General features: G+C 70.1%; 21 protein-coding genes. 5 read left to right on the top strand and 16 right to left on the bottom strand.

Annotation, left to right across the window (positions count from 1 at the left end; genetic code table 11):
- Positions 1 to 14: 14 nt before the first annotated feature.
- From DEJ13_RS13360 to DEJ13_RS13350, 3 genes are read right to left on the bottom strand one after another with little or no spacing between them, the layout of a single operon-like run.
- Entirely contained in the window at positions 15 to 878 is an 864-nt protein-coding gene (locus tag DEJ13_RS13360; RefSeq protein ID WP_111105881.1) for a carbohydrate ABC transporter permease, read from the bottom strand.
- Positions 879 to 922: 44 nt separating this feature from the next.
- Positions 923 to 1909 carry a carbohydrate ABC transporter permease gene (locus DEJ13_RS13355; protein ID WP_111105730.1) on the bottom strand — a complete coding sequence of 329 codons (987 nt, stop codon included), beginning with the start codon at positions 1907 to 1909 and terminating at the stop codon, positions 923 to 925.
- A 29-nt stretch (positions 1910 to 1938) separates the two neighbouring features.
- Entirely contained in the window at positions 1939 to 3234 is a 1296-nt protein-coding gene (locus tag DEJ13_RS13350; protein WP_258373983.1) for an ABC transporter substrate-binding protein, read from the bottom strand.
- A 133-nt stretch (positions 3235 to 3367) separates the two neighbouring features.
- On the opposite strand from DEJ13_RS13350, the gene DEJ13_RS13345 reads away from it, so the two are divergent.
- Complete coding sequence (locus DEJ13_RS13345; protein WP_111105729.1) at positions 3368 to 4642, top strand: ROK family protein; 1275 nt, start codon at positions 3368 to 3370, stop codon at positions 4640 to 4642.
- On the opposite strand, the gene DEJ13_RS13340 is transcribed toward DEJ13_RS13345, so the two are convergent.
- From DEJ13_RS13340 to DEJ13_RS13285, 12 genes are all read right to left on the bottom strand, one after another.
- The gene (locus DEJ13_RS13340) at positions 4639 to 5856 is read right to left on the bottom strand and encodes an ABC transporter permease (RefSeq protein ID WP_111105728.1); all 1218 of its coding nucleotides are present in this window, start codon (positions 5854 to 5856) and stop codon (positions 4639 to 4641) included. The two genes, DEJ13_RS13345 and DEJ13_RS13340, sit on opposite strands and share 4 nt — an antisense overlap.
- Positions 5853 to 6800, bottom strand: a complete 948-nt coding sequence (locus DEJ13_RS13335; RefSeq protein ID WP_111105727.1) for an ABC transporter ATP-binding protein — start codon at positions 6798 to 6800, stop codon at positions 5853 to 5855. The genes DEJ13_RS13340 and DEJ13_RS13335 overlap by 4 nt, the downstream gene beginning before the upstream one ends.
- A 170-nt stretch (positions 6801 to 6970) precedes the next feature.
- Positions 6971 to 8206: an alpha-hydroxy acid oxidase gene (locus tag DEJ13_RS13330; RefSeq protein WP_111105879.1), complete on the bottom strand. Its 1236-nt coding sequence runs from the start codon at positions 8204 to 8206 to the stop codon at positions 6971 to 6973.
- An 86-nt stretch (positions 8207 to 8292) separates the two neighbouring features.
- Entirely contained in the window at positions 8293 to 9759 is a 1467-nt protein-coding gene (locus tag DEJ13_RS13325) for a rhamnulokinase (protein ID WP_111105726.1), read from the bottom strand.
- A 4-nt stretch (positions 9760 to 9763) separates the two neighbouring features.
- Entirely contained in the window at positions 9764 to 11845 is a 2082-nt protein-coding gene (locus tag DEJ13_RS13320) for a bifunctional aldolase/short-chain dehydrogenase (protein WP_111105725.1), read from the bottom strand.
- A gap of 10 nt (positions 11846 to 11855) precedes the next feature.
- Entirely contained in the window at positions 11856 to 13028 is a 1173-nt protein-coding gene (gene rhaI, locus DEJ13_RS13315) for an L-rhamnose isomerase (protein ID WP_111105724.1), read from the bottom strand.
- Positions 13029 to 13249: 221 nt separating this feature from the next.
- Positions 13250 to 15574: a family 78 glycoside hydrolase catalytic domain gene (locus tag DEJ13_RS13310; protein WP_111105723.1), complete on the bottom strand. Its 2325-nt coding sequence runs from the start codon at positions 15572 to 15574 to the stop codon at positions 13250 to 13252.
- A gap of 13 nt (positions 15575 to 15587) precedes the next feature.
- A complete protein-coding gene (locus DEJ13_RS13305) occupies positions 15588 to 16454 on the bottom strand; it encodes a carbohydrate ABC transporter permease (protein ID WP_502868700.1) in 867 nt (288 codons plus the stop codon).
- The gene (locus DEJ13_RS13300) at positions 16451 to 17380 is read right to left on the bottom strand and encodes a carbohydrate ABC transporter permease (protein ID WP_502868699.1); all 930 of its coding nucleotides are present in this window, start codon (positions 17378 to 17380) and stop codon (positions 16451 to 16453) included. The genes DEJ13_RS13305 and DEJ13_RS13300 overlap by 4 nt, the downstream gene beginning before the upstream one ends.
- A gap of 5 nt (positions 17381 to 17385) precedes the next feature.
- The gene (locus DEJ13_RS13295; protein ID WP_111105722.1) at positions 17386 to 18711 is read right to left on the bottom strand and encodes an ABC transporter substrate-binding protein; all 1326 of its coding nucleotides are present in this window, start codon (positions 18709 to 18711) and stop codon (positions 17386 to 17388) included.
- A gap of 353 nt (positions 18712 to 19064) precedes the next feature.
- Positions 19065 to 20165, bottom strand: coding sequence for a LacI family DNA-binding transcriptional regulator (locus DEJ13_RS13290; RefSeq protein WP_111105721.1), 1101 nt, complete (start codon positions 20163 to 20165; stop codon positions 19065 to 19067).
- Positions 20166 to 20210: 45 nt separating this feature from the next.
- Positions 20211 to 21221 carry a LacI family DNA-binding transcriptional regulator gene (locus DEJ13_RS13285; RefSeq protein WP_111105720.1) on the bottom strand — a complete coding sequence of 337 codons (1011 nt, stop codon included), beginning with the start codon at positions 21219 to 21221 and terminating at the stop codon, positions 20211 to 20213.
- A 158-nt stretch (positions 21222 to 21379) separates the two neighbouring features.
- On the opposite strand from DEJ13_RS13285, the gene DEJ13_RS13280 reads away from it, so the two are divergent.
- Together DEJ13_RS13280 and DEJ13_RS13275 are read left to right on the top strand one after the other, a co-directional pair.
- Positions 21380 to 22699, top strand: coding sequence for an MFS transporter (locus tag DEJ13_RS13280; protein ID WP_220037535.1), 1320 nt, complete (start codon positions 21380 to 21382; stop codon positions 22697 to 22699).
- Positions 22696 to 23061 (top strand): L-rhamnose mutarotase, encoded by a 366-nt coding sequence (locus DEJ13_RS13275; protein WP_111105719.1) that lies wholly within the window; start codon positions 22696 to 22698, stop codon positions 23059 to 23061. The genes DEJ13_RS13280 and DEJ13_RS13275 overlap by 4 nt, the downstream gene beginning before the upstream one ends.
- Here DEJ13_RS13275 and DEJ13_RS13270 read toward each other — a convergent pair whose 3' ends face one another.
- Positions 23062 to 23559: a hypothetical protein gene (locus DEJ13_RS13270; protein WP_111105718.1), complete on the bottom strand. Its 498-nt coding sequence runs from the start codon at positions 23557 to 23559 to the stop codon at positions 23062 to 23064.
- 146 nt (positions 23560 to 23705) lie between these two features.
- Between DEJ13_RS13270 and DEJ13_RS13265 the strand changes: the two genes are divergently transcribed.
- Positions 23706 to 24623, top strand: coding sequence for a metallophosphoesterase (locus DEJ13_RS13265; RefSeq protein WP_111105717.1), 918 nt, complete (start codon positions 23706 to 23708; stop codon positions 24621 to 24623).
- A gap of 93 nt (positions 24624 to 24716) precedes the next feature.
- The gene (locus tag DEJ13_RS13260) at positions 24717 to 25733 is read left to right on the top strand and encodes an NADP-dependent oxidoreductase (protein WP_502868737.1); all 1017 of its coding nucleotides are present in this window, start codon (positions 24717 to 24719) and stop codon (positions 25731 to 25733) included.
- The last annotated feature ends 5 nt before the right edge of the window (positions 25734 to 25738 follow it).

Here is a 25738-nt window from a genome sequence, read left to right as displayed (position 1 = left end):
GTCGGTCCGGCTCGTCACTTGATGGCGCCCTGCGTCACACCGGACATCACCCATCGCTGGGTGAGCACGTACACGATGATCGACGGGGCCATCGCCATGAGGTAGGAGGCGAACGACACGTTGTAGTTGTTGCTGAACTGGCTCTGGAAGATCTGCTGGAGCACCGGCAGGGTCTGCAGCGCGGGGTCGGCGGTGATGAGCGCCGGCATCATGTAGTCGTTCCACGACGCCAGGAAGGCGAAGATCCCGACCGTCGCGCTCATCGGCGCCAGCAGCGGGAACAGCAGCCGCCAGAACACCTGCCCGACGCTCGCACCGTCGATCCGCGCGCTCTCCTCGAGCTCGCCCGGGATCGACCGCAGGAACGCGGTGAAGAGCAGCACGCTGAAGGACAGCTGGAACATGACGTGCAGGATCGCGACGCCGATCGGGTTGTCGAGACCGACCATGCCCGTGAGCTTCACCTGCGACAGCGCGAGCACCGGGAACGGCAGGAACATCGCCGCCAGCAGGTAGAAGAACGACCAGCGGAACAGCCGGTGCTGCCAGTTGTGCGAGATCGCGTAGGCGGCGAACGAGGCGAGCAGGATCGTGCCCGTCACCGAGATCGCGGCGACCAGGACCGAGACGCCGAACGCCCGCGGGAAGTCGGTGAGCTTCCACGCCTGCACGAACCCGTCGACGCTGAAGGGCGTCGGCAGCGAGAACGCGTTGCCGTCGAGCGCCTGGCTCGTCGTCTTGAACGCCATCACCACGGTGACGTAGAGCGGGACCAGCACGGTCAGCGTGCAGATCGACAGGATGATCGTCAGCGGCCAGTTCCAGCCGCCGTTCTTCGACCTGCGGCCACGGGCGGTGTCCGCGTCGACGGACCGCATGCTGCCGGTCTGGGTGGTGCCGGGCTGCAGGGGGGCTTGGAGCGTCATGAGAAGAGGGCCTTCCCGCGGCTGAGCCGCAGCTGGACGAGCGCGAGGACGACGGTGATGACGAAGAAGATCGTCGCGTTCGCCATCTGGTAGGAGTAGTCGCCGCTGTTGAAGCCGTTGAAGATCGACATCGCGACGCTCGTCGTCGAGGTCCCCGGTCCGCCGGCCGTCAGGCCGACGATGATGTCGTACGCGTTCAGGAAGTTCTTGAACCCGAGGATGAGGTTGATCACGATGTAGCCGGCGGTGAGCGGCATCGTGATCGAGATCAGCTGCCGCCACGAGGACGCGCCGTCGATCGCCGCCGCCTCGTAGACCTCACCGGGGATCGCGAGCACGCCCGCGATGTAGATGAGGAGCGTGCCGGGGATCGCCTGCCACGTCGTGACGATGACGATCGCGACCCAGGCCAGGTCCGGGTTGGCGAGGATGCTCGTCTCGAGCGGGGCGAACCCGAGCGACGTGGCCAGTGCCGGCACGCTGTTCGAGAACAGGAACGAGAACACGTACGCGATGACGATGCCCGAGATCACCATGGGCAGCACGAACACGGCGCGCAGGGTGACCTTCGCCCGGATGCGGCTCGTCAGCGCGATCGCCAGCAGCAGCGCGATGGCGTTCACCACCAGCACCGTGACGAGCGAGAAGCCCATCGTGAACAGGTACGCGTGCAGGATCGCCGGGTCCGAGAAGATCGCCAGGTAGTTCGTCAGTCCGGTGAAGCCGAACTCACCGAACCCGACGGAGTCCGTGAAGCTCAGGACGATGCCCATCACGGCCGGCACGGTGATCGCCAGCGTGAAGACGACGAGCGTGGGGAGCAGGAAGGCCAGGAACACCGGCTGGATGCGGTGCCCGTGGGGCCGACGGGCGCGAGTCGCTGGTGCGCTCGCCGTGGGGAGGCCGTCCGGAGCGGTGTCCGGGCTGCCGGGGCGGGGTTCGTTCCGGCGGTTCCCGCCGGATGACGTCGTGGCGATGGCCATGGTGATCGTCTCCTCGGTCGGGGACCGGGTCAGGCCTTCCGGCGCGCGACGCGCGCCCAGTCGGCATCGAGTGTGCGGAGCTGCGGAGCGGGGGCGCCACCGAGTGCGATGGTCTGCGCGTAGTTGGCGACGGGGATCTCGGCGGGGACGAGCTGCGACACCCCGAGGTAGAAGGCGGCGTCGTCGTAGTACTGCTGCATGCCCTTGAGGGTCGGGTTGGCGACCGGCGGGGAGTCCTTGCGGGTGCCGAACCCGTTGTTGTCGGCGTTGTACCGGTCGGAGATCTCCGGGGACATCAGGAACCGCAGGAACTCGCGGGCTGCATCCTGCTTCTTCGACGCCTTGGGGATCCAGAGCGCCAGGTCGACGTTCACGCGCACCTTGAGGTCGTCCGGGTCGTCGGTCACGGGCAGCGGGAAGGTGCCCAGGTCCATGTCCTTCGTCGTCTTCGCGATCTCGATGAGCGCCCAGGGGCCCTGCAGGTACATCGCCGACTCGCCCTTCGCGAAGGCGAGGTTGCCGTCACCGTAGGCACGGCTGGCCGCGTTCGGGTTCATCCACTTCGCGAGCTGCTCCATGCGGCCCATCGGTGGTTCGAAGTCCTTCGAGAACGACACCGGGGACGACGGCGTGAGTGACGTGCCCTCCTTCTCGAGCGCCGAGAAGGTCTTCTCGACGTCGAGCATGCCGCCGATCGAGTAGTCGAACATGCCCTGGGCGATGGTCCACGTGTCCTTGTACGTGCCGTAGAAGGGCGTGATGTCCGCGGCCTGGAGCTTCTCGCAGACCGCGGTGAGTTCGGTCCACGTCGTGGGGACCTCGATGCCCTGGTCGGCGAAGATCTGCTTGTTGTAGATGACCGAGGCGGCGGTGACCGAGTACGGCAGCGCGTTGCGCTCACCCGGGTACGACGCCGTCTGCTCCATGAGGGGCCAGAGGTCGGGGTTGATCGCCTTGGCCTCGTCCATGTCGGACAGGTCGGTCAACGCGCCGTGCTCGACGAACGACACCATCGCGTAGTTGTAGTTCAGGCACCCGAGGTCCGGGGGAGCGCTCCGGACGAAGTCCGCCGGCAGCGACGACGTCGAGTCGCGGATGACCCGGACCTTCGACTGGCTCGCGTGGAACTTCGCGATGACGTCGTCGAAGTAGCCGATGACCTCGGGCTTCGACACGTAGAAGGTGATCGTCTCGGTGCCGCCCGAGGACGAGGACATCGGGGCGCATCCGGCGAGCGCGAATCCGCTGGCGATGCCACCGGCCCCGAGCAGGAAGGAGCGTCGACTGAACCCGGAGGGCTTGGGTGTCGTGGCGTGATGGTGCACGTCGTCTCCGTTCGACCTGGCCCGGCGTCCTTGCCGTCCTGGTCCCGCGTCCGGCTCCGATGCCGCCCGCACGACTAAATGTAGCGAGAAAATCTAATAGCGCAAGGAACCCGTGCAGCGATATCCTCGCGGCATGCCCGAGCGTCGTCTGACCGTTCGTGGTTCGAGCACCGAGACGGTGCTCGACCACGCCTTCGCCGCGCGGGCATTCACGGCGACCGACGCCATGCACGCCACCGGCCTCACCCGCTCGACGGTCCTGGCCGCGTGCGACGAACTCGTCCGCCTCGGGTGGATCCGCGAGCTCCGCGACGCGCGGGCAGTCGGGCAGTACCGGATCGGTCGTCCGGCCAAGCGCTACGGGCTCGACGAGCGCGCGGGCGTGGTCGTCGGCGTCGACGCCGGACAGCACCGTGTGACCGCGTTCGTCACGGACCTGCGCGGACGCGTCCTGGCCCGTGCCGAGGGTGCTCCCGGCCAGGCCGACCTCGACCTCACCGTGCGGCGCACCACCGTGTCGGACACCATCGCGCGGGCCCTGTCATCGGCGGGCGTCGCCCACGAACGCGTCCTCGTCACGACGATCGGCGTTCCGGCCCCGGTCGCGGCAGACGGGTCCTCGCTCCCCGGGGACGGCGGCTACTGGGCCGCGATGAACCCCGGCTTCGACGGTGTGACCGGGCACGGACGCGTGGTGGTCGAGAACGACGCCAACCTCGCCGCGGTCGCCGAACGGGACCTGCGGGGAGACGCCTCGTTCGCTGCGCTGCTGGCGGGTGAGCGCTTCGGCACCGGCCTGGTCGTCGACGGTCGCCTGCTGCGCGGCTCGCATGGCGGCGCCGGCGAGATGCGCGTGCTCAGCATGGTCGAGGGGGTCGGTTCCGCCGACGGGCTCGGCCGCGAAGCCGCCGCACTCGTGCGTGCCGCCGGACGGGAGGGCCGGATCGCGCCCGGCACGGCGCTCGCCGCCGCCGTGCGCGCCGGCCAGACCGATGCTGCGGCCGTCTTCGCCGCCGCCCGCGATGCAGACCCGGTCGCGCTCGACATCGTCGAGCGCCTGGGTGACCGGCTGGCGCGGGTGTGTGTGGTGCTCGCGAGCCTGCTCGACATCGACCGCGTGGTCGTCGCGGGAGCGATCGCCGAGCCCGCGGTGGCGGTGATCGAGCACGCGCGGACGCTGCTGCACGGGTGGAGCCTCGACCCCCTGCCCGAGATCGTGGCATCCACCCTCGGCGCGGACGTCGTCGTGCACGGAGCGATCGCGCTGGCGCTCGACGTCGTGCAGGACCACCCGCTGTCGCTGCAGCTGCCCACGGACGCCGCGCCGGCCGGACCCGTGACAGCGGACGCCGTGCGAACGGCTGACGCCACGACGGACGACGCCGTGGTGGCACCCGCCCCGGTCTAGGAGCGCTTCCTGCGCCAGGACAGCACCTGGCGCACGGTGACCTTCGACCCGTACTGCGCGACCGAGTGTCGGAACAGGTACTGCGCGAACCAGAGCAGCACGAGGGCCACGGCGAAGACCTCGACGATGCAGACGACCGACTCGACCGGCGACAGCGCGCCGACCGCGTTCCGGACCATCGCCGTGATCGGGGTGAACGTCGGGAAGTACGTGAAGAACGCGGCGACCGGTGTCGACGGACTCGTCATCACGAAGAACGCGGCGTACACCGGGATGATCAGCGCGAAGATCGCCGCCGACTGCAGCGTCGAGGCGTCCTTGATCGTGGGGACGGCGGCGCCGACGGCGACGAACAGCGCCGATGCCAGCAGCACGCCGCCGATCAGCAGCAGCGCCCCGACCACCATCCGCCACGGGTCGACCACCACGTGCCCGAGCCGACCGGCGACGAGCGGGACCACCACCACGAGCGAGAGCAGACCGGGCACCAGGAACACGCCGATCTGCACGAGCCCCACGAGCAGCATCGCGATCACCTTGCCCCGGATGAGGTCACCCGCGGTCACCGTGGTCAGGATCATCTCGGAGATCCGGTTCTCCTTCTCCTCGACGACGACGGTCACCATGCGGGCGGCGAGCAGGAGCACGAGGCCGAAGAACGCGGCGACGTAGACCAGGGGCGGGATGACCGACAGCCAACCAGGGGCCACCCTGCCGTCGGCGTACGCGGTCACGTCCGCGGTGGGTGGCGACCGCAGGATGCTCACCGATTCGGGGTCGTCGACGTCGGCCGCGACGCTCTGCTCGAGCACCCGTTCCGCCAGCGAGGAGTACGCGCCGTTGCCGAACAGCCCGCGGTCCATCGCGGTGACCTCGATCGTGCTGGTCGACGGGGTCCTCGGGTACACGATCAGGGCGTCGAGCCGCCCGGCGACCACGTCTGCCCGGTCGCCGGACTCGTCCGTCGACGGTGTCCCGCCCCACCGTGCCGCGACCGACGGCGACACCAGGCCGGAGCGGTCGACGTAGTGGAACGGGGTCTTCGTCGCCGACGAGCTCGACAGCACCGAGTCCGACCCGGCGCTCTGCCCGACCCCGACCAGCAGGGAGACGACGACGATGACGAGCGGCAGCGCGAGCGTGCCGATCCAGAACGCCGGCTTCTTGACCGCGCGGACGAACTCGAAGCGGACGACGGTGCCCAGGCGGCTCATCGTGCCCCTCCGGTCGTGGTGGTGCTCGCTGCCTCGTCCGCACCGGCGTCGTGGCCGTACACCTGCACGAAGATCTCGTCGAGCGGGATCCGGCGCATCTCGAAGCCCGTGACGTGCACACCGGCCGTGACGAGCGACGCCAGGATGTCGGACCCGTCCGCCTCGGCCGTGGTCGACGGAACCAGGTAGGCGACGTGGCCCTCGTGCCGGGCGAGCTTGTACAGGGGCGAGCGCGGGACCGCGCCGTCGAGCCCGACCTTGGCGACGGCGCCGCCGAAGCGGTCCTGCACGTCCGGGATCGTGCCGTACGCGGCGGCGGTCCCGTCCTTGAGCAGCAGGATCCGGTCGCACAGTCGCTCGACCTCGTCCATGTGGTGGGTGACGAGGACGACCGTCGCGCCGTCGGCCTTGCGCTCGTCGACCAGGTCGAGCAGGAGTCGACGGTTGACCGGGTCGAGGCCCTTGGTCGGCTCGTCGAGGATGAGCAGGCGTGGCCGGTCCATGATCGTGATCCCGAGCTGCACCTTCTGCTGCTGTCCGCCGGAGAGCTTGTCGACGCGCAGCTTCGCCTTGTCGCCCAGGCCGACGCGGGCCAGGTAGTCCATCGACCAGCTCGTGGCCGCTGACCGGGGCATGCCGCGCAGCGCCGCGAAGTAGGTCATGACGTCGATCACCGATTCCTTGCGGTAGAGCCCGCGCTCCTCGGGCAGGTACCCGATGCCGCCGGTCGCCGGGCGGTAGGGGCGACCGTCGATCGTCAGGGTGCCCGCAGTGGGGGCGGTGATGCCGAGCAGCGCGCGGATCGTCGTCGTCTTGCCCGACCCGTTGCTGCCGAGCAGCCCGAAGGTCTCACCGGGGGCGACCTCGAACGACAGACGGTCGACCACCGCGCGGTCGCCGAACCGCATCACGAAGTCCTGCACGCTGATGCTCGCCCCGGCCATGGAGCCCCCTTCTCATCGCGCCGACCTGACTGGTGGCGCCGACCCGACTGGTCGCGCCGACCCTACTGGTCGCCGGGGCGTGCACGCTGGGGGTCGCCGAGGCGCTGCCGCATCGCGCACGACGGGGCGTCGCCGTCGGGGCGGCTGGGCTCGGCTCGGCTCGGCTCGGGCTACGGGCGGGGGATGGGCGCCAGGCGCGCGAGCTGCGTGACGTGGCGGGGCTCGAGCTCGTCGAGCGAGGCGACTCCGAGCAGCCGCATGGTGCGTTCGATCTGCTCGGACAGGATCTGGATCATCCGGTCGACGCCCGCTTCGCCGCCCGCCATCAGCCCGTACAGGTACGCCCGGCCGACCATCGTGAACTTGGCACCCAGCGCGACCGCGGCGACGATGTCGGCGCCGGACATGATGCCCGTGTCCAGGTGCACCTCGGTGTCCTTGCCGACCTCGCGCACGACCGAGGGCAGCAGGTGGAAAGGGACGGGAGCGCGGTCGAGCTGCCGGCCGCCGTGGTTCGACAGCGTGATGCCGTCGACGCCCAGGTCGGCCAGGCGCTTGGCGTCGGCCAGGGACTGCACGCCCTTGACGACGACCTTGCCCTTCCACTGCGACCGGATCCACGCCAGGTCCTCGTAGGTGACGGTCGGGTCGAACATGTGGTCGAGGAGCTCACCGACCGTGCCGGACCACCGGTCGAGGGACGCGAACGCCAGGGGTTCGGTGGTCAGGAAGTCGAACCACCACCACGGGCGCGGGATCGCGTTGACGATCGTCTTCACCCCGAGCTGCGGCGGGATCGAGAACCCGTTCCGCTTGTCGCGCAGCCGAGCGCCCGCGACGGGGACGTCCACGGTGACCAGGAGCGTGTCGAACCCGGCGGCCTCGGCACGGGAGACCAGCGCCATCGACTTCTCGCGGTCCTTCCACATGTACAGCTGGAACCAGTTGCGCCCATGCGGGTTCGCGTCGCGGACGTCCTCGATCGCCGTGGTGCCCATCGTGGACAGGGAGAACGGGATCCCCGCGCGTCCCGCGGCTCGTGCGCCGGCCCGCTCGCCCTCGGTCTGCATCATGCGCGTGAAGCCGGTCGGGGCGATGCCGAACGGGTAGGCGACCTGCTGGCCGAGGACCTCGCGGTTCGTCGCAACCGTCGACACGTCGCGGAGGATCGCGGGCGTGAACTCGATGTCCTCGAATGCCTGGCGGGCTCGGGCCAAGGAGATCTCCGCCTCGGCAGCGCCCTCGGTGTAGTCGAACGCGGCCCTCGGTGTGCGCCGGGCGGCGATGTCCCGCAGGTCCCAGATCGTCAGCGCCGACTCGAGGCGACGGCGGCGGGCGTTCAGGTCGGGCTTCTTGAACTGCATCAGCGGCGCCAGGTCGCGCACCGTCGGCAGCTGCCGCTTCATCGGGGTGCGCCGCGCGGACGGCGTCCCCGGAGTTGCTGCCGGGGCTCCCGTGGCGGGGTCGACGCGGTGCTGGTCGTCGGTCGAGGTCATACAGACATCCTACGTCTCGGGGTCGGTCGATGGGTGGTCCGGTTCGTGCTCGGGGTGTAGCGGACGGGCTCGACGGTGCGGGCGACCAGTTGACGGAGCGCTTCGAGCGAGGCTCCTCCGAGCCCGGCGAGTCCCGCTGCCCGCACCTGCACCAGGATGTTGCCCAGGGCGGTGGCCTCGACGGGCCCGGCGAGCACGGGCAGTCCCGTCCGGTCGGCAGTCAGTTGGCACAGCAGCCGGTTCTGCGATCCGCCGCCGACGATGTGCACCTGTCGGATGTCCTTGCTCGTGAGGGTCCCGATCGTCTCGAGCGTCTCGGCGTAGGCCGCGGCGAGTGACTCGAGGATCGAGCGTACGAACTCCGCCGGCGACGCCGGTGCGCGCAGCCCACGCGCGTCGCACCAGGCGGCGATGCGCGCCGGCATGTCCCCGGGTGGGGTGAACGCGTCGTCGGCGACGTCGAACACCGGCACGGGTGCGGTGACGGCCGCTGCGGCGGCGAGCAGGGCCTCCAGGTCGACCCGGTCGCCACCGTGCTCCCAGGTGCGCACGCTCTCCGAGAGCAGCCACAGTCCGGACACGTTCTTCAGGAAGCGGACACGGCCGTCGACCCCGCCCTCGTTGGTGCAGTTCGCCAGCCGTGCGGCGTCGGTGAGCACCGGCGCGTCGAGCTCGACGCCGACGAGCGACCACGTGCCGGACGAGACGTAGGCGAAGTCCGGTTCGGTGGCCGGCACGGCGACCACGGCACTCGCCGTGTCGTGTGAACCGACCAGGGTGACCGGTGCCGACGTCGCGAGCAGCTCGGGGAGCACCGGACCGAGCTGGTCGCCCGGGTCGCGGAGCGCCGGCAGCAGCCCGGACGGGAGGCCCGCGGCAGCCCGCAGCGTCGGGTCCCATCCGCGTGTGGTCGCGTGCAACAGCCCGGTGGTCGACGCGTTGGTGCGCTCGGCCGCCTCGACGCCGGTGAGCCAGTACCCGAGCAGGTCAGGGACCAGCAGCGCGCGGTCCGCCAGGGCGAGCGACGGGTCGGCAGCGAACTGGAAGAGCGTGTTGAACGGCAGGTGCTGCAGACCGTTGCGGGCGTACAGGGCCGCCGCGTCGACCCGGGCGTGCACGGCAGCGACGCCCTGTTCGTGCCGCTCGTCGCGGTAGTGGTACGGCAGGCCGAGCAGGCGACCCTCGCGCAGCAGCCCGTAGTCGACGGCCCACGAGTCGATGCCGATGCTGGCGATGTCGGCGTGCTGGCGGAACGCCGTGCGCAGCCCGTCGAGGACCTGCCGGTACAGCTCGACGGCGTCCCAGTGCAGTGCCTGACGTCCGCGCTCGTGGATCGCCACCGGGCCGTTCGGGAAGCGCGCGACGTGGTCCGTCCGTACGCCGTCGGCGTCGACGTGGCCGACGATCACCCGGCCGCTGGTGGCCCCGAGGTCGACCGCGGCCACGCTGCCGCTGCTGGCCATCCGGCTACCTCAGGAACGCGGCGGCGACGCCGGCGTCGACCGGCACGTGCAGGCCCGTGGTGTGCGAGAAGTCGTCCGTGCAGATCGCGAACACCGCGTTGGCGACGTTCTCGGGCACGACCTCGCGCTTCAGGATCGTGCGCTGGGCGTAGAACGCGCCGAGGTCCTGCTCGTCGATGCCGTACGTCTTCGCGCGGTTCGCTCCCCAGCCACTGGCGAAGATGCCGGAGCCACGGACGACGCCGTCGGGGTTGATGCCGTTGACGCGGATGCCGTGGCCACCGAGTTCGGCCGCCAGCAGCCGGACCTGGTGCGCCTGGTCGGCCTTCGTGGCGGAGTACGCGATGTTGTTCGGGCCCGCGAACACGGAGTTCTTGCTCGAGATGTACACGATGTCGCCGCCGAGGCTCTGCTCGATGAGGACCTTCGCGGCGGCCTTCGACACCAGGAACGAGCCCTTCGCCATCACGTCGTGCTGCAGGTCCCAGTCCTGCTCGGTGGTCTCGAGCAGGGACTTCGACAGGGAGAGTCCGGCGTTGTTGACGACCAGGTCGAGTCCGCCGAAGTGCAGCAGCGTCTGCTGGATCGCGCGGTCGATGTCGTCGGCGCTCGTGACGTCTGCCGCGACGCCGATCGCCTGGTCGGGCCCGCCGATCTCGGCTGCCGCGTCCTGCGCCTTCTGCGGGTCGAGGTCCGCGATGACGACCGCGGCGCCCTCGGCGGCCAGACGGGTCGCGATCGCCTTGCCGATCCCGCTCGCGGCACCCGTCACCAGGGCGATGCGGGTCGCGAGCTTCTTCGGCGCGGGCATCCGCTGGAGCTTCGCTTCTTCGAGGGCCCAGTACTCGATGCGGAACTTCTCGGCCTCGTCGATCGGGGCGTAGGTGCTGAGCGATTCCGCGCCGCGCATGACGTTGATCGCGTTCACGAAGAACTCGCCGGCGACGCGGGCGGTCTGGGCGTCCTTGCCGTACGAGAACATCCCGACGCCGGGGACCAGCACGATGAGCGGGTCGGCGCCCCGGATGGCGGGGGACTCGGGCGTTGCGTGCCGGTCGTAGTAGGCCTGGTAGTCCTCGCGGTAGGTCGTGTGCAGCTCGTGCAGGCGTGCGATCTGGTCGTCGACGGTGGCCGTCGTCGGCAGGTCGAGCAGCAGCGGCTTCACCTTGGTGCGCAGGAAGTGGTCCGGGCAGCTCGTCCCGAGCTCGGCGAGTGCCTGCGCCTTCTCGCTCGCCAGGAAGTCGAGCACGACGTCGCTGTCCGTGACGTGCCCGACCACCGGCTTGTCGTGTCCGGCGATGCCGCGGATCGTCGGTGCCAGAGCCGCCGCCCGTGCACGTCGTTCGTCGGTCGGCAGTGCGTCGAAGCCCGGTCGGACGGGGCCGAACGGCTGGTCCTTGCCGTGCTCGGCGATGTACCGCTCGGCGGTGTCGATGATCCGGCGCGAGTTCGCCTCGGCCTCGTCGCTCGTGTCGCCCCACGCGGTGATGCCGTGGCCGCCCAGGACCGTGCCGATCGCGTCCGGGTGCTGCCGCCGGACGGCCGCGATGTCGAGGCCGAGCTGGAAGCCCGGTCGGCGCCAGGGGACCCACACGACCGCGTCACCGAAGATCGTCGACGTGAGCTCGGGGCCGTCCGCGGCCGTGGCGATCGCGATACCGGCGTCCGGGTGCAGGTGGTCCACGTGCGCGGCGTCGACCAGGGCGTGCATCGCCGTGTCGATCGACGGTGCCGCACCGCCCCGTCCGAACAGGCAGTGGTCGAACGCGGCGACCATGTCGTCCTCGTGCTCGACGCCGGCGTAGACCTGCTCGAGGGCCCGGACCCGGTCGACCCGCAGCACCGCCAGCCCCGACGGGGTCAACGTGCCGAGGTCGCCCCCGGAGCCCTTCACCCACAGCAGCTCGACGGGCTCGCCGGTCACCGGGTCGACGTCGGTGCCCTTCGCCGAGGTGTTCCCGCCGGCGTAGTTCGTGATCCGCGGGTCCGAGCCGAGCGCGTTCGAGCGCGCGATGAGCGCACTGACCGTCTCGTCTGCTGACGTGGGCTGCGTTGCGGGGTCCACCGGGGCCTCCAGGTCGTTCATGGTCATCGGTCTACGCGCCCCAGCCGGCCTGCACGCCGCCGACGCGGTCCTCGGCGATCTGGCGCTGGTACCCGGAGTCCCGGTACGCGCGCATCGGGTTCGCGGGGAGCCCGCGGGACTCGCGCCACGCGGCGAGGTCCGCCCGGACGTCGGTCTGGTACGCGTCCATGAAGACCTCGTTCGCGCCGAGGACGTCATGCGCCTCTTGTGCCGCGGTCAGCGCGACACGATCGAGCAGCAGGGCCCGGGCCGTCATCTCCTGCACGTTGAGCACGGAGCGGATCTGCCCGGGGATCTTGTCCTCGATGTTGTGGCACTGGTCGAGCATGAACGCCACGTCGGGGTTGTCGTAGCCGCCGCCGCGGATGACCTCGACCAGGATGCGGAACAGCTGGAACGGGTCGGCGGCGCCCACGATCAGGTCGTCGTCGGCGTAGAAGCGCGAGTTGAAGTCGAACGACCCGAGCTTGCCGAGGCGCAGCAGCTGCATCACGATGAACTCGATGTTCGTCCCCGGGGCGTGGTGGCCGGTGTCCAGGCAGACCATCGCCTTGTCACCGAGCGCGCTCGTCTGCACGTAGCTGGTGCCCCAGTCGGGGACGTCGGTGTGGTAGAACGACGGCTCGAAGAACTTGTACTCGAGTACCAGGCGCTGCTCGGGACCCAGGCGGTCGTAGATCGTCGACAGGCTGTCGTGCAGGCGGTCCTGGCGACTCCGCATGTCCTCTTGTCCGGGGTAGTTCGACCCCTCGGCGAGCCAGATCTTCAGGTCGCGGCTGCCCGTTGCGTCCATCACGTCGATGCAGCGCAGGTGGTGGTCGATCGCCTTCTGCCGGATCGTCTCGTCGACGTGGGTGAGCGCGCCGAACTTGTAGTCGTCGTCCTGGAACGTGTTCGAGTTGACCGTGCCGAGCTGCACGCCGTGCTCTTCGGCATGGCGCTTGAGGTCGGCGAAGTCGTCGACCAGGTCCCACGGGATGTGGAGCGCCACGGTCGGGGCCAACCCGGTGAATCGGTGCACCTGCGCGGCGTCGGCGATCTTCTCGTAGGGGTCGCGCGGGGTGCCCGGCGTGCTGAACACCTTGAAGCGGGTGCCGGAGTTGCCGAAGGCCCAGCTCGGCAGCTCGATCCGTTGCGCTGCCAGCTGCGCGGCGATGCCGGCGAAGCTCGGGGTTGATGTCATCGTGCACTTCCTCGTGGTCGATTGAATCGTTTCATACGGTAGTCCGTCCCGCTGCGTCGCGCAAGCGGCGCGGTGGTGCGCTTCGCCTCCGCACAACCGGGACCGGTCCGCACCACGCCATCCCGTGGCGCGGACTGCTCTTGGTTGTGCGAACGCGAACGCGAACGCGAACGCGAACGCGAACGCGAGCGCGAGCGCGTTTGCGCGCCCGCGGCCAGCGGCTACCCGGCCGGGACCGCGGCCGGTGCGCGCAACTCGTGCGAGCCTCCCGACAGGTGCTGCTCGTCGAGGCCGGGCAGCCGCACGACGGCGGTGACCCCGTCCGGCACGGTCGCCTGCAGGACGAGCTCGCCGTCGACGAGCTCCCATCGCACCGCGATCCGCCCGTGCACGCTCTCCAGCGAGGTCGACGCCCACGTCAACCCGCCACCGGGCTGCGGCGCGATGAGCACCGACTCGTACCCGGGGGACAGCGGTGCGAGGCCACCCACGACGCGGTGCATCCAGTCCGCCACGGCACCGAGCGCGTAGTGGTTGAACGACGTCATCTCGCCCGGGTTGATCGTGCCGTCGGGCAGCATCGAGTCCCAGCGCTCCCAGACCGTCGTCGCACCCATCGTCACCGGGTAGAGCCACGACGGGCACTCCGTCTGCAGCAGCAGCCGGTACGCGTCGTCCAGGTGGCCCGTCTGCGTCAACGCGTCCGTGATGAAGGGCGTGCCGGCGAAGCCCGTCGAGATCCGGTACCCGGACTCGGCCGCCAGCTCCGCCAGGCGGTCGCCGGCCGCCGCGGTGTCCTCGTCCGACAGGATGCCGAACACGATCGCCAGGGCGTAGACGGTGGTGCAGTCGCTGCGGATCCGGCCGCCCGTCACGTAGTGCTGGCTGAAGGCGGCCTGGAGGCCCGCGGCCAGCTCCTCGGCCTCGCGCGCCTCCGCCTCGTGGCCCGTCAACCGCGCCGCCTGCGCCACCAGGGTCGCGCTGCGGTACGCGCACGCGGTCGCGACGACGCCGGGGTCGGCCTTGGCCTTGGCCGCGTTCTCCGGCGGGGCGTCCGGGTCGAGCCAGTCGCCGAACTGGAACACCGTGTCCCAGAGCCCCTGGGGCGACAGGTGGTCCCTGATCCGGCGGAGGTGCGCGACCATCGAGTCGAGCTGTTCCTCGAGCACCGCCGTGTCGCCGTACGCCTGGTACAGCGTCCAGGGCACCCAGACCCCGGCGTCGGACCAGATCGCGGTCGCGTCCGGCTTGCCGAAGTCCTCGGCGGGGGAGTACTTCAGCACGTCCGGCACCACGAAGGGGATGATCCCCTCGTTGTGCTGCTGCTCGAGCGCCAGGTCGCGCAGCCAGTCACCCAGGAAGGCCCGGGTGTCGAACAGGTACGACGCCGTCGGGGCGAACGCCGCGATGTCGCCCGTCCACCCGAGACGTTCGTCGCGCTGCGGGCAGTCCGTCGGGACGCTGAGGAAGTTGCCCTGCATGCCGCGGATCACGTTGTCGTGGAAGGTGTTGAGCAGCTCGTGGCTCGACTCGAACGTGCCGGTGCGGGTCAGGTCGCTGCCGACCTGCACGGCGGTGACGGCCGCGCGGAGGTCGTCGAGCGAGCCCGGCCACCCGTCGACCTCGGCGTACCGGAACCCGTGGAAGGTGAAGCGGGGCTCGAAGACGTCGGGGGTGTCGGCGCCGCTGCCGCTCAGCGTGAAGTGGTCCGTCGCCTTCGCGGTGCGCAGCGGGCGGGTGCCGAGCTCGTCGTGCTCGAGCACCTCGGCGTGCCGGAGCGTCAGGACGGTGCCGTCCGGGCCGCTCGCGGTCACGCGGATCCAGCCGACCAGGTTCACACCGAAGTCGACCAGGGTGGCGCCGGACGGGCTCGTCCAGACGTCGACCGGGGCGATCTCGGCGAGGGGGCGGACCGGCGGGACCGTGTCGGCGACGAGTTCCCGGTCGCCGATGTCGACAATGTGCACGGTCGTCGTCGTGCCGGTGTGCCCGTCGACGCTCGGGGTCGTCACGGCACCGGGTGTCAGGAAGCTGCCGTCGCGGAGCCGCGCGTCGATGTCCTGCCCGTCGTACAGCTGGTCGTCGGTGATCGCGCTCGACAGGGCCTGCCAGTCGGTGTCGGTGGCGACGGTCTGCACGTGGCCGTCGTCGAACTCGATGCGGAGCTCGGCGAACCCGGCGCGCTCGTCCGTGTACCAGCCGCCACCGCCGCCCCATGCGAGCCGACCGGCGGCCCAGCCGCGTCCGAGCACCAGCGCCAACACGGCGGCGGCGCCGGGGCCCGTGCTGTTCAGGTGCGACAGGACGTCGTGGGATGCGACGCGGATGCGCCACTCGTAGCTCGTCCAGCCCGGTTCGAGCAGGTGGTCCGAGACGCGCTCCCCGCCGAGCCACGCTTCGACGACGCCGAGGGCGCTCACGTCGAGTGTCGCTGCGGTGACGGCGCCGTGACCGCTGTCGAGGGTGAACTCGTGGCGCAGGATCGGTGCGGAGTCGCGGTCGGCGTCGCCGTCCGCCGCGATGAACGATGCGGTCCAGGTGGTCATGTGTGGTTGCCTTTCAGCCCTTGACGGCGCCGCTGGTCATGCCGGCGACGATCTGGCGTTGGAAGAAGATGTACAGGATCAGCGGCGGGATCGTGATCAGCAGCACGTCGGTGAACAGCAGGTTGAGCTGGCTGACGGACTGACTCTGGAACGCGTACAGCGTCTGCTGCACCGTGGCGTTCTCGGATCCGGGCAGGAAGTACAGCGGGTTGGCGAAGTCGTTGAACACCGCCACCGACTGCACCAGCACGACCGTGATGATGACCGGCTTGAGCAGCGGCAGGACGACCCCGAAGAACAGCCGGATCGGGCCGGCACCGTCGAGCACGGCTGCTTCGTCGAGCTCCTTCGGGATGGTCGCGACGAACGCGCGGAACAGCAGGATGCAGAACGACAGGCCGAAGGTCGCCTCGATGAGGATCATCCCGCCCATCGTCTTGAACAGGTTGAGCCCCTGCAGGACCCAGATCGTCGGGACGATCGCGGGCGGCACGATCAGGCCGGCGAGGACGAAGAAGTTGATCACGCCGTTCCAGCGCCCGGGTCGACGCTGCAGGACGTAGCCCACCATCGCCGAGAACACGACCATGATGACGACGCTGCCCACCGTGAGCACAGCGCTGTTCAGGAACGCCCGGACGATGCCGGACTCGCCGCTCTGGAACACCGCCTGCAGGTTCTGCCACAGCTGCCACTGTGTGGGCAGCGTGAAACCGAGCTGGTTCGCCTCGGCGGGGGACTTCGCGGCCTGCAGCAGGACGAAGACGAACGGCACGAGGAAGACCACGAACGAGACCACGATGGCGACGATGCCGATGATCCACTTGCGGGTGGCCGGCGGGCGTCTCCTGCGCGGCGTCGGCGTGCTGATGGCGGTCACAGTTCCGGCTCCTTCCGGTTCAGCAGCCACGAGACGGGGACCATGATCGCGGTCACGACGACGAAGAGCACGACGTTGCCGGCAGTCGACAGGCCGTAGAAGCCCGCCTGGTACTGCTTGTAGATCACACTCGCGATGACGTCGCTCGTGAACCCGGGTCCACCGCCGGTCATCGCCCAGATCAGGTCGAACGACCGGAGTCCGCCGATGAGCGACAGGATGATGACGGTCCCCATCGCGGGACGCGACAGCGGCAGCGTGATGTTCTTGAAGATGGTCCACGCGCTCGCCCCGTCGACGCGGGCGGCCTCGAAGTACTCCTGCGGGATGGCCACGATGCCCGCGATGAAGATGAGGGTCGCGATGCCGACGCCCTTCCAGATGTCCACCGCCGCGACGCTCCACAGTGCGAGCGCCGGGTCGGTCAGCCACCCGGGGGTGGGGAGGCCGAGTCCGCCCAACACGGAGTTGATGATGCCGTGGAACGGGTCCATCAGCGCCTTGAACGTGATGCCGATGCCGATCGTCGACACGAGCACCGGGAAGAACACGACCGCGCGCAGGTAGCCGCGACCGAGCACGGGGGACGTGAGGAGCAGGGCGAGGGCGAGTCCGAGGACCACCTTCGCCGCGCTCGTCACGAACCCGTACTCGAAGGTGTGGACGAAGCCGGACAGCAGCTGCGGGTCCTGGAAGAACCGGACGAAGTTGTCGAAGCCGATGAAGGTCTGGTCGAACAGCGTCCAACGCGTGAGCGAGAACCAGAACCCGGCGAAGGTCGGGACCGCGAAGAACACGACGTAGAGCGCGATCGCCGGGATGAAGAACCAGGCCGGGTAGAACGAGCGCATGCGCTTGCGGGCAGGCCCCGGTCCGGCCTTCGTGGTCCGCGGCGGGGCCGCCGCCGTCGTGAGGGTCGCGGTCACCGTCCTCACCAGCCCTTGAGGCCGAGCTGCTGTGCCTGCTGCACGACGTCCTGGTCGTACTGCTTCGCGCCCACCGAGGCCGTCGAGATCCCGGAGCCGACCTGCACGCAGATCTTCTCGAGGTTCGGGCCCTTGATGGGGGAGAGGAACTCGAGCGCCGGCGTCGCCTTGCCGTCGTCGATGTACCGCTGCAGGTCACCGAGCATCGTCGGCACGTCCTTCGGCAGGGTGCAGGAGCTGATGACGTACGGGCCGCCGGGGGTGCCGGTGTCGTTCTGCACCTTGCAGCCGTCGGACGAGTTGGCGAACGCGATGAACTTCTTCGCCGCCGCCAGCTTGTCACCCGTCGAGGTCTTCGGGATGTACAGGCCGTTCGGTTCCCAGATCGTCAGCCGGGTGTCCGACGCGGTGTCGGCCGGCAGCGGGAACACCCCGATGTCGTCCACCGCGTCGGGGCTGTCCTGCTGCAGCGTCGAGATGGCGTTCGTGAGCATCGGGTACTGCGCACCGGTGCCGTCGGCCAGCATCTTCAGCCCGTTCGCCTGCGTCGCCGACGCGTAGTCCTCGTTGACCAGCCCCTTGTCCTTGACCTCGGCGAGGTGCTCGAACCCGGCGAATGCCGGGTCCTTGGCGTAGGACTCCTTGTTGGCGGTGTACTTCGTCGCCCAGTTGGCCTGCTGCGCCGTGATGTTGGCGAAGTCGCCGAGCACGAAGAGCTGGCTGGTCCACGTGTCGCCGTACGTCTGGATGATCGGCGCGACCTTGCCCGCGTCCTTGATCTTCTCGCTGTTGCTGATGAACTCGTCCCACGTGGTGGGGACCGTGAGCCCGAGATCGGCGTAGATCTTCTTGTTGTACATCACGCCGCCGCCGAAGCTCGTGCCGAAGGGCGCGCCGTACATGCCCTTGTCGGTGCTGACGACCTTCGTGAACTGCTTGTCCACGTCCTTCGCCCAGCTCTGGTCCGACAGGTCCACCAGGGTGTTGTCGGGGTTCAGCGCCTGCATGAGCGAGCCCGAGTTGTAGTTGAAGACGTCGTCCATCTCGCCGGTGGACAGCCGGGTCTTGACCAGGTTGTCGCCGTCGGTGCCCTGCGGCTTCGTGTCGACCTTCACCGTGATGTCGGGGTTGGACTTCTCGAACGCGGCAACGAGCGCCTTCGTGGTGACGGCGGTGGCGGTCGAGTTGTCGACCAGGTAGCTGATCTGGACCTTCCCGCCGCTGCTGCCGGTGTCGGCGGAGCCGCCGGACGAACAGGCGGCCAGGCCACCGATGAGGACCGTGGCGCCGCCGATGGCGAGCAGCCGCATGGTCAGGGAACGTGCTGACATCCTTACCTCCTCGTAAGGCCCGGGGATGGGGACCCGGGTGGAAACGGACCCGGTCACCGCGTCGTCGTGGTGGCCGGTGGTGCTGTTTAGAACGTTTCAATCGGAATGGAACCATGCGGATTGAAGCGTGTCAATCGCCGAGCCCGATTCGTTGCGGAAGGCGCGCTGACGCGCACGGTGCGAGGTTGGCCGTTGGTGCGAGGTTGGTGGCCCCGTGCAGCGGAACGACTTCGCACCACCCCGCGAAGCGCGCACGGAGTGCGAACCTCGCACCGTGCGGGGGGCGCACGGGACGCCGAATGTCGCACGGTGCGAGCGCAGTCGTGCCGCGCGCCCGGACGCCGTGCTCGCCGTCAGGGCTCGGAACGCCGAGGATCCGTCGGCGTCGCGGCCATCCGAGCACGGTGCGCCGCTGCGGCTTCACGTCCGAGGGTGCTCTCACGCGGCACGAGCTCGCTGCCGAGGACGACCGTGCGGTGCACGTGCTCGCCGGGCGGGTCGGTCAGTTCGGTCAGCAGCAGGTCGACCGCGACCCGACCCATGTCGGAGCCGTGCATCGTCACCGAGGTGAGGGGGACCGCGCCACCCCAGGCGATGGAGTTGTGGTCGCAGCCGGAGACGGGGATGTCCTCGGGCACGCGGATCCCAGCGGCGCGCAGCTCGGTGACGACGGCCATGGCGAGCAGGTCCGTCACACCGAGCACCCCGTCCGGCCGTTGGCCCTCGGGCATCCGGGCGATGCGGGCGCCGGCGTCGGTACCGCCGGGTGGGTCGATCTCGCCGGCGTCGACGTCGACCAGGGTGACTCCGGGATGCGCGGCGATCGCGCGCAGGACGCCGGCCCGTCGGCGGGACACGGGCTGCAGGTCAGGGCGGGCGCTGACGAAACCGATGCGCCGTGCTCCACGCTCGATGAGGTGCTCGGTCGCGATGTACCCGGCCTGCTCGTTGTCGACGATCACCGAACAGGCGTCGACCTCGGCCGGTTCGTAGTTGACGTAGACGACCGGGTGACCGTGGCGGCGGGTGCGTTCGACCTGGTCGCGGGACTCCTCCATCGTCGCCAGCAGCACGCCCGAGGTACGGGTGCTCTCGAGGTAGGCCAGATGGTCGCCCTGCGCCTGCAGGTCGTTCTCGCTGCTGGCGATGAGCAGCGTGAACTCCCGCGCGCGGGCCGCGAGCTGTGCTCCGTTCAACACGTCGCTGAACAGGGAGTTCTGCAACGAGGACACCACCAGGCCGATCGACCGGGTGCTGCCGGAGACGAGTGCCCGGGCGTTCCGGTTCGGGGTGTAGCCGAGGTCGGCGATGGCCGCGTGGACGCGGGCGGCGGTGGCCTCGCGCACGCGTTCGGGGTGGTTCAGGACGTTCGACACGGTCGCCAGCGAGACTCCCGCCTGCGCAGCGACGTGGTGCACGCTCGGCGGCCCGTCACGACGAGGGGGCTGCACCATGTCTCGATCGTAGATGGGCTGCCGGCCCCGCCCGGTCGCGCGGTCTCAGCGGTCGCGGACCGTGGACTGCCGCACGACGAGCTCCGGGGTGAACTCGACGTGCTCGAGTTCGACGTCCTGCCCGTGCTCGACCTGCTGCACGAGCAGCTCGATCGCCTGTCGGCCGAGGTCCTGGGCCGGCTGTCGCACGCTCGTCAGGGGCACGACCGCGGCCTCGGCGAAGGCGATGTCGTCGTAGCCCACGATCGCGATCTCGTCCGGGACGGCGACGGACCCGCGCATGATGAACGCCTGCTCGAGGCCGACCGCGATCAGGTCGTTCGCTGCGAACACGGCGTCGGGCCGCTCGCTCGCGGGCCGGCGCTGGATCGCTTCGCCGATCCGTCGCCCCTCGAGCACGGAGAGCGACGTCGTCGTGAGCACCTCGAGTGACGCGTCCGCCGCGGTCACGGCCGCGAGCGCGCCGGCGTGCCGGTCGACGACCTGCCGGATGCCGAACGGGCCGCCGACGTACGCGATCCGCCGGCGTCCGATCGCGAGCAGGTGTTCCACCGCGATCCTGCCGCCCGCGACGTCGTCGACCGAGACCGAGGCGAAGTGCTCGTCGTCTGCGCGCCGGTCCACCAGGACGACTGCCGTGCCCTGGTCGCGGAGCCGGGCCAGCCGGGCGAGGTCGTCGCCGGCGGGGGAGATCAGCAGCCCCGCGACCCGGCGCTCCTCGAACAGGTCGACGTAGGTGCGCTCGCGGTCGGTGGACTCGTCCGAGTTGCCGATCAGCACCGCGAGGCCCTTCGACATCGCCGCGTCCTCGGCGCCGCGGGCGACGTCGGTGAAGAACGGGTTGCCGCCGTCGAGCACGATGAGCCCGACGGTCGAGCTGCGTCCGGCGCGGAGCTGCCGGGCGGAGTCGTTGCGGACGAACCCGAGCTCGGCGATCGCGTGCTGCACGCGCTCGACCGTGGCGGGAGCGACCTTCTCGGGGCGGTTCAGCACGTTGGACACGGTGCCGAGGGACACGCCCGCGAGTGCCGCGACCTCACGAACGCTCACCGTCATGCGGTCATCCTGGCACCCCCGCGACGTTCAGCAGGCGCGGACGAGGGCGCGGCGCCGCAGTGCTCGGGCAGCACTTGCGGTGACGAACGACCAGCGCGTATCGTCCCGGCAGTACCGTTGAAACGATTCACCGACGAAGACGCACGAACGGAGGACCAATGGCGGTCCGTATCGGAGCCAGCAACACCACCGGCTGGAAGGCCACCGTCTCGGTGGCGATGTCGAACTACATCGAGTCCGGGTCGATCATCGCGATCGCCACGAGCCTCGGTCTGTGGCAGGCCCAGTTCCACATCGGCGACCTGCAGGTCGGACTCCTCGCGAGCCTGTCCGCGAACGCGTTCGGCGCAGCCGCCGGGGCGATCATCGGCGGTCCGCTGTGCGATCGCTACGGCCGCAAGTTCATCTACACCTACGACCTGCTGCTCTACATGCTCGGCATCCTGCTCGCGGTGTTCGCCGGCAGCTACGGGATGCTGCTGGTCGGGTTCATCCTGACCGGCATCGCCGTCGGCGCCGGTGTACCGGCCAGCTGGACCTACATCGCGGAGCAGGCTCCGGCCGACAAGCGCGCGGCCCACGTCGGCACGGCGCAGCTCGCGTGGTCGATCGGTCCGATGGTCGGTTTCGCGCTCGCCATCGCCGCGGCGCCGCTCGGGCTGCTCGGCAGCCGGCTGATCTTCGCCCACCTGTTCGTGGTCGCGGCGATCGTCTGGTGGCTGCGGCGCGGGCTCCCCGAGTCCACGATCTGGAAGGACGAGCGCGCCGCGACCGGCAGCGCGAACTTCTTCCACGGCATCATCCAGCTGTTCAGTCGCAAGGTGAACCTGACCGCGATGCTGTTCCTGTTCGGCGTCTACGCGCTCTGGAACACCGTCGCCGGACAGGCCGGCATCTTCCAGCCGCGCGTCTACTCCGCCACGGGCGTGACGAGCACGACCGAGCAGTACGGGCTGCAGATCCTGGTGTGGGGCTGCACGGTCGCGGCGACCTACTTCGGGTTCATGCGCTTCGCCGACCGGATGAGCCGCCGCGTGCTCTACGCCGTCGGGGCCGCGCTGGCGATCGTGGCGTGGGCCGTCCTGATCTACGCGCCCGCGAACATCGGCACGCTGCTGTTCTTCGCGATCGCGTGGGGCATCTCGTCGGGGATCGGTGCGCAGGCGTTCTACGGACTCTGGACGAGTGAGCTCTTCGCCACGCGCTACCGGGCAAGCGCACAGGGCGTCCTGTTCCTCGCCGCGCGGGTCATGGTGGGCCTCCTGAGCATCTGGTTCCCCCTGCTCCTCAACGGCATCGGCCTGCAGGCGCTGGGCGGACTCATCCTGGGCCTGCTCGCGCTGTCGTTCCTGGTCGGCACCATCTGGGCGCCGTCCACACGGGGTCGTTCGCTCGAGGACATCGAGACCGAGCGGTACGGCACGGTCACGAGCGCGTCCGGCACCGTCCGCACCGTCGACGAGCGCGCCGTCCGATGACGGGAGGCCCGGCGCACGTCACGCGCGTCTGCTTCCGTCTGCAGGTGGCCGCCCAGCACATGGACGCCTACCGCGAGCGGCACGCGGCGGTCTGGCCGGCGATGCTCAGGGCCATCGCTCGTGCCGGCCGACGCAACTACTCGTTGTTCCTCGACGACGACGGGCTCCTGATCGGCTACTACGAGACGGACTCGGTGGCCGATGCCGATGCGGCCCTCGCGGCGAGCGAGGTCGCGGCGGCATGGGAGTCGCACATGCAGGACCTGTTCGACGGGGCCACCGGTCGGGCGGACCAGACGGCGAGGATCCTGCCCGAGGTGTTCAACCTGGAGGACCAGCTCGCCGCGGCCAGCGAGCGCTGATCACTCGGTCCGGAGGGTCTCGTTCGTGTCGCTCGTGCTGACGGGCAGCGGTTCCTCGGTGGTCCAGCTGTACCAGCGGCCCCCGACCTCGGCGGTGGCCCGACCGTCGCCGCAGTCGACGAGGCCCGTCGTCGGCAGGTCGTGCGGGAGGAAGTCCGCCGTCATCGCCGGACCGCCGAAGGTGCCCTGGAGCGGCGTGCACGCGGCGGTGTCGACGCCGTCGGCGGAGTCGAACCCGATGGCGTACCCCGGGCCCTTCGTGCGGAGCCGTACGTCGATGTCCTCGGCGTCGTCGGGCACCCAGGACGGCATGAACCAGGCGGCGTCGTCCGACTTCGCGCTCGACGGGGCGTCTGCGGACGCGGCGTAGTGACGCTGCTGCTCCGGTTCGAAGGACTGGATGAAGCTGCACCCGGTGAGCGTGAGGAGGACGGCACCCATGCCGAGGGCGGCGACTGCGGTGGTGGTGGCGGGTCGGTTGGCGCGTGTGGAGGTCATGTGTCAAGTGTGGAAGACCGATGTCACCGCTGGAATGCGGCCAGCCGGAGCTGTGGAGGTGGGGACAACCCCCGTTCGGCTGTGGACAGGACGACCGGACTCCCGCAGCACAGACCCCTGCTGGCCGCCGTGGCTACGGTCGAGGCATGCAGACCCCTCAGCCCGGCACCCTCCGCATCCTGCACCTGTCCGACACCCACCTGACCGGCGACGGTGCGCTCCACCAGGGCACGGTCGACACGACCGCAACCCTCGACGCACTGCTCGCGCGACTCGACAGCATCGAGGGCGTGGGACTCGTCGTCGTGTCCGGCGACGTGTCCGAGGACGGCTCGCCCGAGTCGTACGCCGCACTCGTCGAACGGGTCGGCGGTTGGGCGACCCGGCACGGCGCCGCGCTCGTCACCGTCCCCGGCAACCACGACCAGCGCGAGGGGTTCCGGCAGGTGCTCGCGAACGGGCACCTGCTCGGCGAGGGCGGTCGGCCGATGATGCACACGATGGAGTACCACCCGCCGACGGTGCCCGTCTGGGGGCAGTCGCTCGTCGCGGGTCGGCGCGTCGTCACCCTCGACACGAGCGTCCCGGGTGCGGGGTACGGACTGCTCACCGCGGAGACGCTCGAGCGCCTGCGGACGGCGCTGGCCGACCGGTCCGAGGCTCCGCACGGCACCGTCGTCGTGCTGCACCACCCACCGCTGCCCGCACCGACCGCGCTGCACGAGGCCCTCCGCCTGCAGAACCCCGAGGACCTCGACGAGGTCATCCGCGGATCGGACGTGCGGGTGGTCCTCGCCGGGCACTACCACCACCACTTCGCCGGGAGCATCGGCGGCGTGCCCGTGCTCGTCGCGCCGGGGGTCGCGAACGACACCGACGTCGCCGGTCCGTACGGCGAGGAGACGGCGTACGTCGGCACCGGCGCGCTCGTGGTCGACCTCGCCCAGGACGGGTCGCTCTGGTCGGCGCCGGTCCGGGTGCCCGTCGCGGCGGCGGACAGCATCGCCGTGCACCACGACGCCGAGGCGGTCGCCCGGATCATCGACGCGGTCGGTCCGCACTGAGAAGTCCCTCGGACGCGCGGGCGGTGCCGGGTCGGCGCGAGTATCACGGTGCAACACGGTCTGAAGGAGTGAACCATGCGCACCGGCAACGCAGTGCAGTACGCCCGCTACGGCGGGTTCGACGTCGTCGAGGTCGTCCCGCAGGAGCGGCCGAAGCCCGGCCCGGACGAGATCGTCGTGGAGGTCTCCGTCGCGGGCCTCAACCACATCGAGCGGTTCCTGCGCGAGGGACGCCTGCAGGACTCCATCGAGCTGGACTTCCCCGCGCGCCAGGGCGTCGACTTCGCCGGGGTCGTCGCGGCTCGCGGGTCCGACGTCCGCGACCTGAAGGTCGGTGACGAGGTCATGGGCCACGCCCCCCACGGCGGTTCCCACGCGACGTGGGTGACCGTTCCCCGCAGCGCCGCCATCAAGAAGCCGTCGACCATGAGCTTCGAGGTCGCGGGCAGTCTCTACCTGGCAGGCTGCACCGCACTGTCCCTGATCCGGTCCCTGCGGCTCGGCCCGCAGGACACCGTCGTCATCAGCGCTGCGGCCGGCGGCGTGGGCCACATCGAGTGCCAGCTCGCCAAGGAGGCAGGCGCCACGGTGATCGGCCTCGGCAGCCCGCGTAACCACGACGCCCTCCGCCAGATCGGCGTGCTGCCCGTGGCGTACGGGGAGGGGGAGGAGGACCGGATCCGCGAGATCGCGGACGGTCGCCCGATCACCGCGTTCATCGACAACCGCGAGCACGGCGAGAACAACGAGCTCGCCCGTCGGCTGGGTGTCGACGAGAAGCGCTTCATCACGAGCGAGCAGCGGGGCGAGCTGGAGATCCGGTTCCTGCGGGCGCCGGGCGACGACACCGAGGCGATGGAGATGCTCACCACGCTCGGCGACCTGGTGCAGCGGCACAAGGTGCAGTTCATCATCTCGGGCTACTACCCGTTCGAGTACATCGTCGACGCCTACGAGGACCTGGCCGAGATGCACTCGCGCGGCAAGGTCGTGGTCGGCATGCAGCCCGTCGAGACCGGTGCCCGCCTGCACTGGTACAAGTCCGAGAAGTCCCGGGACCTCCGCGACCCGGTGTCCAGCGGAGCGCCGGCCCGCCCCGAAGCGCAGTAGCCCGC

The sequence above is a fragment of the Curtobacterium sp. MCLR17_007 genome (assembly GCF_003234655.2).
Lineage (GTDB): Bacteria > Actinomycetota > Actinomycetes > Actinomycetales > Microbacteriaceae > Curtobacterium.
Note: the sequence above shows the minus strand (reverse complement) of the source record. Positions and strands in the feature narration are given on the sequence as shown.